Source organism: Dactylosporangium vinaceum (assembly GCF_019904175.1).
GTDB lineage: Bacteria > Actinomycetota > Actinomycetes > Mycobacteriales > Micromonosporaceae > Dactylosporangium > Dactylosporangium vinaceum.
In genome coordinates this window covers 4,157,268-4,173,313 of the sequence record NZ_CP061913.1, presented here as the reverse complement: position 1 = coordinate 4,173,313, position 16,046 = coordinate 4,157,268, and the positions used below count along the sequence as shown (strand labels likewise).

Genomic DNA, 16,046 nt, shown 5'->3' with positions numbered 1-16,046 from the left:
ACAACCTCGACCCCGGACTCCGCCAGGATGTACGCCACCCGCTCGTCCGGGTGACCTGCGTCGATCGGCAAATACGCACCACCGGCCTTCCACACACCCAGCAACACCACCACCAGCGGCACACCCCGCGGCATCCGCACACCCACGACCGACTCCGGACCCACACCCCGCCCACGCAGATAGTTCGCCACCCGGTTCGAACGCTCGTCCAACTCCCGATACGACAACCCACCCACCGCCAACGCATCAGGAGCCTCCGCAACCCGCACAGCGAACAACTCCGGCACTGTGGACGGCTCGATCGCATGCCCCGGCAACAACAGCTGAGCGCGATCCACCAACTCAACCCTGCGCAACCGCATCAGCGGATCGGCCGCGACCGCCGACAGCGCCCGCAGCCAACACCCCACCACACGCTCAACCGTGTCCACGTCGAACAGATCCCGCGCCGCGACCACCACGCCGTGCAAACCGGCGCCACCGGGGAGCTCGGTCACGCTCACATCCAGGTCGAACTTCGCGAAGACCGGCCCGGCCGGCCGCGCCGCCGCGACATCGACGCCGGGCAGGTGCAGCGCCGTCCGCGCCGCGTTCTGGACCGTCAGCATCACCTGGAACAGCGGGTGCCGGGACAGAGACCGTGCCGGAGCGAGCTCCTCCACCAGCCGCTCGAACGGCACCTCCTGATGCTCGAACGCCGCCAACGTCCCCGCCCGCACCCGCCCCAGCAACTCGGCGAACGTCGGGTCACCGGAGAGATCCGTCCGCGTGACGAGCGTGTTGACGAAGAACCCGACCAGGTCGTCGAGCGCCTCGTCCATCCGGCCCGCGACCGCCACACCGATCGGGATGTCGGTCCCCGCCCCGAGCCGCGACAGCGTCGCCGCCAGCGACGCCTGCACCAGCATGAACACCGTCACCCCGTGCTCCCGGGCGACGTCCACGAGTCTCTGGTGTACATCAGCGGGCACCACCAGCGGCACCGCCACACCCTCATGGCTCGCGACGACCGGCCGGGGCCGATCCGCCGGCAACACCAGCTCCTCCGGGACGCCCGCCAATGCCTCCCGCCAGAAGCCGACCTGCTCGTCCAGCAGACCATCGCCGAGCAACTCCCGCTGCCACAGCGCATAGTCCGTGTACTGCACCGGCAGCGGCGCCCACGCGGGTGCACGGCCCTCCAGCCGCGCCGCGTAGGCGGCCGACAGATCCCGGGCCAGCGGGCCCATCGACCACGCGTCGGCGGCGATGTGGTGGAGCACCAGCGACAGCGTCCCGTCCTCGGACAGCCAGGCCCGGATCGGCACCTCGGTGGCCAGGTCGAACGCGTCCTCGCCGGCCGGCCCGGGACGCAGCGACCAGTCCAGCTCCTCGACCGGGACGACCCGCTGGTACGGCTCCCCGTCCACCACCTCGAACACCGTGCGCAGCACCTCGTGCCGACCGATCACGTCCCGCAGCGCCAGGTTCAGGATCCGATCGTCCACATTGGACAGATTGAGGTCGGTTCGCTGGTGGTAGACGCGGCCGGGGCCCTCGAAGCGGTCGAGGAACCACAGCCGCCGCTGGGCGAACGACAGCGGCACGAGCTCCGGGCGGGACCGCGGCCGCAGCGGCGTACGCGCCCGCTGCGCACCGGACAGCCACCCGGCCAGGCCCGCCACGGTCGGCGCCTCGAACAGGGCCCGCAATGATACCTCGACGCCGAACACGGTCCGCACGCGCGAGATCAGCCGCACCGCGAGCAGGGAGTGCCCGCCGAGCGCGAAGAAGTCGTCGTCCACCCCGACCGCCGACAGCCCCAGCACGTCGGCGAACACGCCGGCCAGCAGCTCCTGCACGGGGCCGGACGCCTCCCGGCCGGCGGCCGGGGCCAGGTCCGGCGCCGGCAGTGCGCGCCGGTCCACCTTGCCGCTCGCCGTCAACGGCATCGCGTCCAGCACCACCACCGACGCCGGCACCATGTGCGCGGGCAGCAGCCGCGCCGCGTGCTCGCGGACCGCCTGCGGCTCCACGTCCCCGTCCAAGACCACGAAGGCGACAAGCGCGTCGTCGCGCGCCACCACGGCCGCCTGCGCCACACCCGGGCAGCCGGCAACCACGGCCCGCACCTCCCCCGGCTCGACGCGGAAGCCGCGGATCTTCACCTGGTCGTCCGCGCGGCCGGCGAACACGACTTCGCCGTCGGGGTTCCAGCGGGCGAGGTCGCCGGTGCGGTACATCCGCGCCCCGGGCACGAACGGGCAGGCCACGAACCGCTCGCCCGTCAGCCCGGCCCGCCCGACGTACCCACGCGCGACGCCGGCACCGGCGACATACAGCTCTCCCAGCACGCCCGGCGGCACCGGCTGGAGCCCGCCGTCCAGCACGAATGCCTGAGTGTTCGCGATCGGTGTGCCGATCGTCGCCGGGGCGGCTGTCGCGGCGCCGACCAGCGGGCGGGTGAGGACACCGATCGTGGTCTCGGTCGGGCCGTAGTGGTTGAACACGCGCCCGTCGCCGAGCGCGCCGACGAGGTCGCCGAGCCAGGCCGGGTCGGCCACATCGCCGCCGAGGATCACGGATCCGGCCGGCGCGGCGGACGGGCCGACGCCGACCGCGGCCAGGTACGACGGCACGCCCTTGACGTGGTCGATGCGGTGCTCGTCGAGGTAGCGGGACAGCCGCGCGGGGTCGAGGGCGACGTCGCGGTCGACGACGTGCAGGCACCCGCCGGTGACGAGGCTGGTGAAGGCAACCGTGTTACCGAGGTCGACGCCGAGGCCCTGCACGAGGGCGTAGCGGTCGCCCGGCCGCCCGAGGCCGAGCCGGCCCGGCGCGTCGCGGACATAGTTGACGAGGCCGCGATGGGTCACGGCCACACCTTTGGGGGCTCCGGTGGAGCCGGAGGTGTACATCACGTACGCCACGGCGTCCCCGGGGGGTGCCGCGAGCGGCTCGCCGGCGGCCGGCAGGTCGTCGGGTTCACGGTCCAGCACCACCGCGGCTCCGGCGTCGGTGAGCAGGAACTCCTGCCGCTCGGCCGGCAGCTCGGCGTCGAGCACCAGGTAGGCGCCGCCCGCCTTCCAGACCGCGAGCACGGCGACGATCAGGGACAGGCCGCGGGGCAGGCGCAGGGCGACGACCGACTCCGGCCCCACGCCAAGGGCCCGCAGGTGACGCGCCAGCCGGCCGGCGCGCTCGTCGAGGCCCCGGTAGGTGAGCTCGTCGCCGTCGGCGACGACGGCCACGGCGTCGGGTATGCGCCGCGCCTGGTCCTCGAACAGCCGCGCGACGGTCGTGTCGGGCACCGCGACCTCGGCGCCCCGGGACCGTTCGGCCAGGCGGTCCAGCTCGTCCGGCTCGAGTACCGACAGGGTGTGCAGCGGGGCGCCGGCGGCAAGGCTCACCGTGTCAAGCAGCCGCGTCCAGCGCCGGGCCACGGCCCGCACGGTGGTGGCGTCGAAGAGGTCGGCGGCCCCGATGAGCACGCCGCGCAGCCCGGCCGGTCCACCGTCGGCGTCGAAGGCCTCCCGGACGTTGACGTCGAGGTCGAACTTCGCCGAGGCCAGCTCGGGCGCGGGCGCGTGGTGTGCGGCCGGCGCAACCTGGACCCCGGACAGCGCCAGCGCCCGCGGCCCGGCGTTCTGCACGGCGAGCATCACCTGGAACAGGGGATGCCGCGACAGCGACCGGACCGGAGCCAGCTCCTCGACCAGCCGCTCGAAGGGCACGTCCTGGTTGGCGAAGGCGGTGACGGCCCGGGCCCGCACACGGCGCAGCACGTCGCCGAACGTGGGGTTGCCGGACAGGTCGGTGCGCATGACGAGGGTGTTGACGAAGAACCCGACGAGGTCCTCGAGGGCCTTGTCGGTCCGCCCGGCCACCGCGACCCCGATCGGGATGTCGGTGCCGGCGCCGAGCTTGGACAGCAGGACCGCCAGGGACGCCTGCAGGACCATGAACATGGTGACGCCGTGCTCGCGGGCCAGTGCCGCGAGCCGCCGGTGCACCTCGGGCGGGACGGTCAGCTCGACCTGGTGCCCGCGGTAGGAGGCGGCCGGCGGGCGGGGATGGTCGGCCGGGAGTGTGAGCTCTTCCGGCGCGCCGGCCAGGGCCTCCCGCCAGTAGCCGACCTGCCGCTCGAGGACGCCGCCGCCGAGGAGTTCGCGCTGCCAGAGGGAGTAGTCGGCGTACTGCACCGCGAGCGGCTCCCAGGCCGGGGGCCGGCCGTCGCGGCGGGCGGCGTAGGCGGTGGAGATGTCCCGGGCCAGTGGCCCCATCGACCAGCCGTCGCCGGCGATGTGGTGCACGACGACGACGAGCGTCTGCCCGCCGTCGCCGGCGTCGAACAGCCAGGCGCGGACGGGCAGCTCGGCGGCCAGGTCGAACACGCCGGCCATGGCCCGCTCGACGGCCGCATCCAGGGCGGCCCGGTCCGGCAGTCGCTCGACGTGCAGCGCCCAGTCGAGCCGCTCGATGGGCACGATCTCCTGGTAGGGCTCGCCGTCGGCGACGCCGAACACGGTGCGCAGCACCTCGTGCCGCTCGATCACGTCTCGCAGCGCCGCGCCGAGCGCGTCGGCGTCCACCCCCTCCAGGGGCAGGACGACCGGCACGTTGTACAGCGGGCTCGGGCCCTCCAGCTGATCCAGGAACCACAGCCGCCGCTGAGCGTAGGACAACGGGATCATGCGTGCTCCTCCTGCCTGCGCATCGGTCGCAGTGCGGGCCGTTGCGGTCTGTCGCTGCCAAGTCGAACGGTGAGCGCGTTGACGGTGGGTGCCTCGAAGATGTCGGTGACGTCGGCGTGGCGGCCGAGGTCGCTGCGGATGCGGCTGGCCAGCTGCGTCGCCAGCAGCGAGTGCCCACCCAGGTCGAAGAAGTCCTCATCGGGCCCGACCCGCTCCAGGCGCAACACATCCGCGAACAGCGCGCACAGCGCCCGCTGCTCCTCGCCCACCGCCCCCTGTGTCGGCGCGGCGGCCCGCTGCGGCTCCGGCAACGCCCGCTTATCGATCTTGCCGTTCTCCGTCAACGGCAACGCATCCAACACCACCACCGCACCCGGCACCATGTACTTCGGCAACACCCGCGCCGCATGCTCACGCACCACATCCGGCAACACCTCACCCACCACATACGCCACCAGCGCATCCCCCCACACCACCACCACCGCCTGCCGCACCCCCGCACACCCCGCAACAATCGCCTGCACCTCACCCAGCTCAATCCGGAACCCACGAATCTTCACCTGATCATCAGCCCGACCCGCGAACACCAACAGCCCGCCCGACGTCCACCGACCCAAATCACCCGTGCGATACATCCGCCGCCCCGGCACAAACGGACACGCCACAAACCGCTCACCCGTCAACCCAGGCCGCCCCACATAGCCGCGCGCCAAGCCGACGCCGGCGATGTACAGCTCGCCGACCACGCCGGGCGGCGCCGGCTGCAACGAGCCGTCAAGCACATACACGCCCGTGTCGAGCACGGGCGCGCCGATCGCCACCTGCGCCGCGTCGGGACGCATCCGCCACAGCGTTGCGTCGACCGTCGTCTCCGTCGGCCCGTACGAGTTGAACATCGACCGGCCCGCGGCCCAGCGCCGCATCACCGGCACCGGGCACGCCTCACCCGCCACTGTCAGCACCACGTGCGGACCGATCGAGGCCGGGTCGAGGCCGGCGAGGACCGCCGGCGGCAGCGTCACGTGCGTCACCGCCTGCCCGGCCAGATAGCGGCCCAGATCCGGGCTCAGCCGCCACTCGTCCGGAATCACCACCAGCGTCGCCCCGCACAGCAACGCCATACACCACTCCCAACCGAACGTGTCAAACCCCGCCGATGCGAACTGCCCCACCCGCGACCCCGGCCCAACCCCCAACCACCGCCGATGACCCTCGACCAGAGCCCCGACGCCCGCATGTGAAACCAGCACACCCTTCGGCGTCCCCGTCGAACCCGACGTATAGATCAACCACGCCGGATGCGCCGCCCGCAGACCCGGGTCTCCCGGCGCGCCCGAGCCCGCCACCTCACCGTCAATGACCACTCGCGCACCCGCATCGGCCAACATGAAATCAATCCGCTCCCGCGGATACTGCACATCGATCGGCAAATACGCACCACCCGCCTTCAACACACCCAGCAACGCCACCAACAGCGAAACACCCCGCGGCAGCAGCACACCCACCACCGACTCCGGCCCAACCCCGAGACCCCGCAAATACGCGGCCACACCATCCGACCGCACATCCAACTCCCGATACGACACCTCCTCCCCGCCACACACCACCGCCACCGCATCCGGGACCGCCGACACCTGCGCCGCGAACAACGCCGGGATCGTCGCCACCGGCACCGCCGGCTCACTGACCACCGGACCCAGCAACCGAGCGCGCTCAGCCGCATCGAGCACACCCACCGCACCCACCCGGACGCCCGGCTCGGCGCTCACCGCGTCCAGCACACGCACCCACCGCGCCGCCAGCGCAGCAACAGTGTCCGCATCGAACAGATCAGCCGCACCGACCACCACGCCACGCAGGCCGCCGCCGTCCGCCGGCTCCCCGAGGTTGATGTCGATGTCGAGCCGCGCCGCCGGAGTTCCCGGGTCCAGCCCGGCGACGCCGACGCCGGGCAGCTCGAGCACCGCCCGGTCAAGGTTCTGCAGCGCCAGGGTGACCTGGTACAGCGGGTTCCGGGCGCGGGAGCGGACCGGGGCCAGCTCCTCGACGAGCCGTTCGAAGGGCACGTCCTGGTTGGTGAGGGCGCTCAGCGTCCGGGCCCGCACGCGGCGCAGCACGTCGGCGAACGTCGGGTCGCCGGACAGGTCGGTGCGGATCACGAGCGTGTTGACGAAGAACCCGACCAGATCGTCGAGGGCCTCGTCCACCCGGCCGGCGGTCGCGCACCCGATCGGGATGTCGGTGCCGGCGCCGAGCCTGGACAGCAGTACCGCCAGCGAGGCCTGCAGCACCATGAACATCGTGACGTTGTGCTCGCGGGCGACGTCGAGGACGCGCCGGTGCACCTCGGCCGGCACCATCACCGGTGCCACCACGCCCGCGTGCGAGGCGACCGCCGGTCGCTGCCGGTCCGCCGGCAGGCTGAGCTCGTCGGGGAGCCCGGCGAGGGTGTCGCGCCAGTAGTCGATCTGCTGCTCGAGGAGGCCGCCGCCGAGCAGCTCCCGCTGCCACAGCGCGTAGTCGGCGTACTGCACCGGCAGCGGTGCCCACTGTGGAGCCTGACCGTGCCGGCGGGCGGTGTAGGCGGTGGAGATGTCCCGGGCCAGGGGGCCCATCGACCAGCCGTCCCCGGCGATGTGGTGAATCACCACGACCAGCGTCCGACCGTCGGGGGTGGCTTGCGTCAGCCAGGCCCGGATCGGCACATCGGTGCTCAGGTCGAAGGTGGACCGTACCGCCTGGTCGACGTCGAGCCCGGTCACCACCTGCAGCGCCCAGTCCAGCTCATCGAGCGGCACGATCCGCTGGTACGGCTCCCCGTCCACCACCTCGACAACGGTGCGCAGCACCTCGTGCCGGCCGATGACATCCCGCAGCGCCTGGTCCAGGACCGCGGCGTCCACACCGGACAGGCGCAGGACTGTGGGCAGGTTGAAGACGCTGCTCGGGCCTTCGAGCTGGTCCAGGAACCACAGGCGCTGCTGCGCGAACGACATCGGCACCCGCACCGGCCGCGGCCGCGGCCGCAGCTCCAGACGGGCCCGCCCGGCGGTCGGCAGCTGCGCGGCCAGACCCGCCGCGGTGGGGTGCGCGAACAGTGTGGGCAGCGTCAGCTCAACGCCCAGTGCACTCCGGATCTGCGACGTCAGCCGCACCGCCAGCAGCGAGTGCCCGCCGAGCGCGAAGAAGTCGTCGTCGACACCCACGGCGGAGCGGCCCAGCACGTCGGCGAACAGCCCACACAGCATTTCCTGTACCGGGTCGGCCGCATCCCGGCCGGTGCCACCCCCGGTTGCGGACCCGGGTGCGGGCAGCGCCGCCCGGTCGAGCTTGCCGTTCGCCGTCAGCGGCAGGCTGTCGAGCACGACCACCGCCGAGGGGACCATGTAGTCGGGCAGCATCCGCGCCGCGTGCTCGAGGACGGTCCGGGGCGCGAGGTCGTCCTCGGCCACCACGTAGGCGACCAGGCTGTCCCGGGCGACCACCACCGCCTGGACCACACCGGCACACCGGGCGACGACCGCCTGCACCTCGCCGAGCTCGATCCGGAACCCGCGCACCTTCACCTGATCGTCGGCACGCCCGACGAACACCAACTGCCCATCCGCCGACCACCGGACCAGATCTCCCGTCCGGTACATCCGCTCCCCCGCCCGGAACGGACACGCCACGAACCGCTCGCCGGTCAGCCCGGCCCGACCCACGTACCCCCGCGCCAACTGCGCCCCGGCCAGATACAACTCACCGACGACGCCGGCCGGCACCAGCCGCAACGACCCGTCCAGCACGAACACCTGCACATTCGGCGCCGGACGACCGATCGGCACCGCCGCGCCCGCTGTCGCATCCCCGTCCACCGCGAACGTCACACAGCCGACCACCGCCTCCGTCGGGCCGTACTCGTTCACCATCACCGAGCCCGGCGCCAGCTTCCGCCACAGCCCGACCACGTCCCCGGTCAGCGCCTCACCACCAACCACCCACCGCCCGACCTCACGCACCACGGCGCCGCGGCACAACTCGGCCAGCACCGGAATGTGCGCCGGCACCACCTTCACCACATCGAACCCGGGATCGGACCCGGCGCCGTCACCGGTCAGCACCGCGGCCAGCGCCTCCGCACCACCGCCACCCGCGACCACCACCGGCGAGCCCGACACCAGCGGCAACACGACACTCGTCACGGTCAGGTCGAACGCCAGTGACGAGTGCAGCGGCGCCCCACCGGCCGCGCCCACGCCGTAGTCCCGCGCCGCCCAGAACACGTAATTCGCCAGACCCGCGTGCGACACCCCGACGCCCTTCGGCGTCCCCGTCGAACCCGACGTGTACATCACATACGCCAGATTCCCGCCGCCCACCGCGACCTCGGGCCGGACCACCGGCATCGCCGCGATGCGCGCATCACCCACTGTCACCGTGCGCAGCCGGCCCGCCGGCAACTCATCCAACACCTCCTCGGTGCCCACGACCGCCGCCGCGCGACTGTCCGCGAGCATGAACCCGACCCGGTCCACCGGATGGCTCAGGTCGATCGGCAGGAAGGCGGCGCCCGCCTTCCACACCGCCAGCATCGCCGCCAGCAACTCGACACCCGGCGGCAGGCACAGGGCCACCACCGACTCGAGCCCGACCCCGGCCTGCCGCAAGAACCACGCCAACCGGCTCGACCGCTCATCCAGCTCCCGGTACGACACCCGCTCCGCCCCGCACACCACCGCCACCGCATCCGGCGCCAGCACCACCCGCTGCGCGAACAGGTCCAGCACACCGGGGGCCGGCGGCGGCACCGACACGCCGTTCCAATCGACCAACAGCCGGGCCCGTTCGGCCTCGTCGATGATGGACACTGCCGCCAGTGGGGTCTCAGCGTGGTGGTCGAGGGCCCGCACGACGTTGTCGAGCGAGGTGTGCAGCATCGCGCAGACCGCGTCCGGGTCCTCCGGCTGCGCGATGTTGATGACGATCATCATGTCGGTGCCGAGGTCGTCGACGGCCACGGTGAGCGGGAAGTTGTCGCGTTCCCGCATGTAGATCTCGCGCATGCCCGGTGTGGACGCGGGACGGTGTACGTCGCTGTGCCGGTAGTTGAGGATCGAGGTGAACAGGGGCACGTCGCCGGTCAGGCCGCTGGCCTGACGCGCGATCGACAGCGGGGCGTGTTCGTGTTCGAGCAGCTCGGCGAGCTGGCCGCGCATGGTGGTCACCGCGTCGCGGACACTGACGTCGTGCAGCCGCACCCGCACCGGCAGCGTGTTGATGAAGAGGCCGGGCGTGCGGTCGGCGCCGGCGCCGGCGTTGAGCCGGCCGAACAGCACGGTGCCGAACACGACGTCGTCGCGGCCGGCGATGACGGACAGCACCCGCCCCCACGCCACGTGCAGCACCGTCGCCGGACTGATGCCCATCCGGCGGGCGACATCCCGCAGCCGGGCGGCGACATCGGCGTCGACCCGCAGCCGGCCACGGCGCAGATCGTTCCCGTCGCCGCGCACGTCCAGCAGCCCGAACGGCGCCGTCGGCTCGGTCACGTCCCCCAGCAGGTCCGCGAACAGCCGTTCGTGCTCCCCGCGGGCAACTCCACCGCGGGCCTGCGCCACGAAGTTGCGGAACGGCAGGGGCGCCGGCAGGGCGTCCCCGGCGCCGGCCATGATCTGGCGGATCTCGTCCAGCATCACCTCGACACCGACATGGTCCTGCACCAGGTGGTGCGCGCGCAGGAGCGCCAGCCACGCGCCATCGCCGTCCGGCAGCCTCGCGATCGTCACGTCCAGCAGCGGCGCCCTGGACACATCCATCGACGACCCGCCGGCCGCCACCAGCCGGCCCACCAGGTCCGGGCCGCCGTCCAGCTCCACCTGCCGTACTGGCAGCTCAGCCCGCCGCCACACCACCTGCACCGGCTCGCGCAGCCCGTCCCACACCACGCCGGTGCGATACACGTCATGCCTGTCGACGACCCGCTGCACCGCTGCCACGAACTCGTCAAGCCGCTCCCGCGAGTCGAACTGCAGCACGCTGGGCAGCACATACACGTCCCGCCGCCCGTCCCCGCCCATCAGGTGGTGGAAGAGGATGCCTTCCTGCAACGGCGCCAGCGGGTACACGTCCGCCACATTCCCGGCGCCGCCCGCCACGCTGGCGACCACCCGATCCACCTCGGCATCGGACAGCTCCACCAGCGGCAGCATGTCAGCCGTGATCCGCGCCGCCCGGGCCGGAATCCGGTTCTCGGGCACCGCCACCGGCACCGGGCCCGCCACCGCCGCCAACCCCACCACCGACGGCGAAGCGAACAATGCGCGCACCGACACCGACACACCGCGGACCCGCAGCCACTCCACCAGCCGCACCGCCAGCAGTGAATGCCCGCCGAGGGCGAAGAAGTCGTCGTCGATCCCGACCGAGGCCAGCCCCAGCACCTCGGCGAACCCGGCGCACAGCAGCTCCTCGCGAGCATCCCGCGGCCCACGACGACTGACCGACGCATACTCGGGCGCGGGTAGCGCCCGGATGTCGACCTTCCCATTGGGGGTTACGGGCAGCCCGTCCAGCACGACGACCGCGTCGGGCACCATGTAGTCCGGCAACACCCGCCCCGCATGCTCACGCACGACCGCCGGGGACACCGCACCCACCACATAGGCGACCAGACTGTCATCCCGCACGACCACCACCGCCTGCTCAACCCCGGCACACCCGACCAACACGGCCTGCACCTCAGCCGGCTCCACCCGGAACCCACGCACCTTCACCTGATCATCCACACGACCGGCAAACACCAACCGCCCGTCACCCGTCCACCGACCCAAGTCCCCGGTCCGATACATCCGCTCACCGGCGAGGAACGGGCACGCCACGAACCGCTCACCCGTCAACCCAGAACGACCCGCATACCCACGCGCCAACCCGGAACCGGCCACATACACCTCACCGATCACACCCGCCGGGACCGGCTCCAACCCGCCATCCAGCACAAACACCTGCGTGTTGTCCATCGGCCGGCCCAACGGCACCAACTCACCCTCGGCCTCGACGATCCCCTGCACCGCGCAGAGCGTGACCTCGGTCGGCCCGTACAACTGCCGCACCCGAACCCCACTCGCCGCCCGGACTCGCGCCACCGCACCACCGGACACCACGTCTCCGCCGGTCAGCACTTCCTGCGCACCGGCGAACGAACCGGGATCGAGCGTCCGCAACAACCCGGCCGTCACGTGCACATGCGTGGCCTGCAACTGCTCGAACACCACCGAGGCGCCAGCGCACAACGGCACCCACAACTCGAACATCGACGCATCAAACGCATGCGGCGCCTGAAACAACACCCGCGACCCCGCCGACAGACTCCATGCCCGATCCCGGACCAGATCGGCCAACGACGCCTGCGACACCACCACACCCTTCGGCACACCCGTCGAACCCGACGTATAAATCACATACGCCGCATGCCCCGGCAACAAACCAGACTCCACCGGGTCGGGCGAACCGGCGGGCTCACCATCCAGCACAATGTCGACCCCGGACTCCGCCAGGATGTAGGCGACCCGCTCCGCCGGATGGTCGAGGTCGATCGGGAGATAGGCACCGCCGGCCTTCCAGACGCCGAGCAACACCACTACGAGCGGCACACCCCGCGGCATGCGGACGCCGACGATCGACTCCGGGCCCACACCGCGCCCCCGAAGATGGTTCGCCACCCGGTTCGAACGCTCGTCCAGCTCCCGATACGACAACCCACCCACCGCCAACGCATCAGGAGCCTCCGCAACCCGCACAGCGAACAACTCCGGCACCGTCGACGGCGCCACCGGGACCGCCGTGTCATTCCAGGCGGACAGAACCTGGGCGCGATCCACCACGTCCAGCCTGCGCAACCGCACCAGCGGATCAGCCGCAACCGCCGACAACACCCGCAGCCAACACCCCACCACACGCTCAACCGTGTCCGCATCGAACAGATCCCGCGCCGCGACCACCACACCATGCAAACCGGCGCCGCCGGGCAACTCGGTGACACTCACATCCAGGTCGAACTTCGCGTAGACGCGGCCGGCGTCGGGGCGGGGTGCGTCGCGGTGTGCGGTCTGCATGCCGAGCATCACCTGGAACAGCGGGTGCCGGGCCAGGGAACGGGCCGGGGCGAGCTCCTCGACCAGGCGATCGAATGGCACGTCCTGATGCTCGAACGCGTCGAGCCCGGCCCGCCGGACCCGGCGCAGTACCTCGGCGAACGGAGGGTCGCCGGACAGGTCGGTGCGCAGCACGAGCGTGTTGACGAAGAAGCCGACGAGGTCGTCAAGGGTCGGGTCGGGACGGCCGGCGACGGCGATGCCGATGGGGATGTCGGTGCCCGCCCCGAGCCGCGACAGCGTGACCGCGAGCGAGGCCTGCACGAGCATGAACATCGTCACGCCGTGGGCACGGGCGACGTCGGTCAGCCGGCGGTGCAGCTCGGCCGGCACCGCGAGCGGCACGGCCACGCCCTCATGGGTCGCGACCGCCGGACGCGGACGGTCGCTCGGCAGGGTCAGCTCCTCCGGCGCGCCCGCGAGCGTCTCGCGCCAGTAGGCCGCCTGCCGCGCCAGGAGGCCGTCGCTGAGCAGGTCGCGCTGCCACAGCGCGTAGTCGGCGTACTGCACCGGCAGCGGCTCCCACTGCGGCGCGTGCCCCGCCAGCCGGGCGGCGTAGGCGGTCTCGAAGTCGCGGGCCAACGGGGCCATCGACAAACCGTCGCCGGCGATGTGGTGGAGCACCACGGTAAGCGTGCCGTCGTCGGACAGCCACGCCCGGATCGGTGCCTCAGCGCTCAGGTCGAAGGCGAACTCCTCGGCCGGCCCCGGCCGCAGCGACCAGTCCAGCTCCTCGATGGGCACGACCCGCTGGTACGGCTCCGCGTCCACGACCTCGATGACCGTGCGCAGTGCCTCGTGCCGGCCGATGACGTCCAGCAGCGCCTGCTCGAGGACCGTGGCGTCCACAGTGGACAGGCGCAGTGACGACCGGAGGTGGTAGAGGCCGCCCGGGCCGTCGAGCCGGTCCAGGAACCACAGCCGCCGCTGCGCGAATGACAGCGGCAGCCGCTCGGGTCGCGGCGCGACGGGGCGGATGCCGGCCCGCGCGAGGCCGGCGCCCGGCAGCGCGGCGGCGAGACCGGCGACCGTCGGTGCCTCGAAGACCGCCCGCAGCGGTACCTCGGCGCCGAACACCTCGCGCACGCGGGAGATCAGCTGCACCGCCAGCAGGGAGTGCCCGCCAAGGGCGAAGAAGTCGTCGTCCACCCCGGCCCCGGGCAGCCCCAGCACCTCCGCGAAGAGCCCGCACAGCAGCTCCTCCACTGGGCCCGCGGCGGCCCGGCCCGCGCCCGCCGCGGACGCGAAGTCCGGCGCCGGCAGCGCCCGCCGGTCCACCTTGCCGTTCACCGTCAACGGCATCGCATCCAGCACCACCACCGCCGCCGGCACCATGTGTCCGGGCAGCAGTCGCGCCGCGTGCTCGCGGACCGCCGGCGACGGCGCGCCCCGCTCCGGTACCACATAGGCGACAAGGGCGCCGTCGCGCGCCACCACGATCGCCTGCGCAACGCCGGGGCAGTCGGCGACCACGGCCTGGACCTCACCGGGCTCGATCCGGAACCCGCGGATCTTCACCTGGTCGTCCGCCCGGCCCGCGAACACCAGCCGGCCGTCCGGGGTCCAGCGAGCGAGATCGCCGGTGCGGTACATCCGGCGCCCCGGCTCGAAGGGGCAGGCCACGAACCGCTCGCCGGTCAGTCCCGCCCGTCCCAGGTAGCCCTGGGCGAGGCTCGCGCCGGTCAGGTACAGCTCACCGACTGAGCCGGGCGGCACGAGCGCCAGCCGCCCGTCGAGCACGAACGCGCGGGTGTTCGGGATCGGGCGGCCGATGGACACCACGGCGGTGCCGGGCTCGCACCGCCATGTCGTGGCGTCGACGGTGGACTCGGTCGGGCCGTAGGTGTTGAACAGCGTGCGGTGCGCCGCCCACCGCTCGATCAGCTCGGGCGGGCTGGCTTCGCCGCCGACCTCGAGCACCCGGACACCGCGGACAGTGCGCTCGTCGAGGGTCGACAGGACGGACGGGGGCAGCGTCGCATGGGTGATGCCCGCCTCGGCGAGGAACGCGGCGAGCGGCTCGCCGAGGCGCCGGTCCGGCGGGACGATGACAAGCGTGGCGCCGCGCAGCAGTGCCATCGACCACTCGGTGGCGAAGTTGTCGAAGCTCACGGACGCGAACTGGGCGACGCGCGCACCAGGCCCGACGGCGAAGCGCTCGTGGGCCGCGGACAGGTTGGCCAGTGCGGCGTGCGAGACGACGACGCCCTTCGGCTCGCCGGTGGAGCCGGAGGTGTACACCACGTATGCCGCATGTGCCGGCCGCAACGGCGCCAGCCGCTCGGCGTCGGTGAGCCGCTCGGCACCGACGGCGGCCAGCGCCGCGGCCATGCGGGGCGTGTCGAGCTCGATGCGCCGGCAGCCGAGGCCGTGGGTGCGCTCGGACTCGGCCGCGGTGGTGAGGACGGCGGTCGTGCCCGCGCTGCCGGTGAGCCGCTCGATGCGCTCGAGGGGCTGGTCGGGGTCGATCAGCAGGTAGGCCGCGCCGGCCTTGAGGAGGGCGAGCAGCGCCGCGATGGCCTCCGCGCCGCGCGGGAGCAGGATGCCGACGACCGACTGCGGTCCGATGCCGGCGCCGATGAGGTACCGGGCGAGGCGGTTGCTGTGCGCGTCGAGCTCGGCGTACGACAGCTCCTCGGCTCCCTCGGCCAGCGCCGTTGCGCCGGGGTCGCGCGCGACCTGCGCCGCGAAGAGGTCCGGGATGGTCGCGGGTCCGAGGGGCACGGCCGGGCCGCGCCAGTCGTCGAGGAGCTGGCGCCGCTCGTCCGGGTCGAGCACGTCGAGGCCGGCGATGCGCCGGTCCGGGCCGCCGGCGATGGCGGCCAGCAGCCGGGTCCAGCGGGCCGCGAGACGCGCGACGGTCTCGGCGGTGAACAGGTCGGCGGCACCGATCAGGACCCCGCGCAGCCCGGCGGGCGCGCCGTCGGCGGTGTGGGAATCGACGATGGTGAGGTCGAGGTCGAATTTGGCCAGGGCGTCCGGCGAGGAGCCGATCGACTGCCGTTCGGCGGAGGTGCCGGGCAGCTGCAGCGCGGCCGGCGGCCCGGACTGCATGGCCAGCATGACCTGGAACAGCGGGTGGCGGGCGGCCGAGCGGGCCGGAGCGAGCCGCTCGACGAGCACCTCGAAGGGCAGCTCCTCGTGTTCGAGCGCGGCGAGGCCGGTGTCGCGGACCCGCTCCAGCAGCCGGCGGAACGTCGGGTTCCCGGAGACGTCGGCGCGCACGACGAGGGTGTTGACG

At 72.6% G+C, this 16,046-nt stretch carries 2 protein-coding genes (both cut by a window edge); both read right to left on the bottom strand.

Annotation, left to right across the window (positions count from 1 at the left end; genetic code table 11):
- A protein-coding gene (locus tag Dvina_RS18590; protein ID WP_223103729.1) for a non-ribosomal peptide synthase/polyketide synthase crosses the window boundary here: on the bottom strand, positions 1–4,673 show its beginning. 22,636 nt of this gene lie to the left of the window's left edge; 4,673 of the gene's 27,309 nt are visible here — the first part of the coding sequence; the start codon lies at positions 4,671–4,673; the stop codon falls past the left edge of the window.
- Positions 4,670–16,046 carry the 3' portion of a non-ribosomal peptide synthetase gene (locus Dvina_RS18585; RefSeq protein WP_223103728.1) on the bottom strand. It continues 836 nt past the right edge of the window, so 11,377 of the gene's 12,213 nt are visible here — the last part of the coding sequence; its start codon lies beyond the right edge, outside the window; its stop codon occupies positions 4,670–4,672. Before Dvina_RS18585 ends, Dvina_RS18590 begins: the two co-directional genes overlap by 4 nt.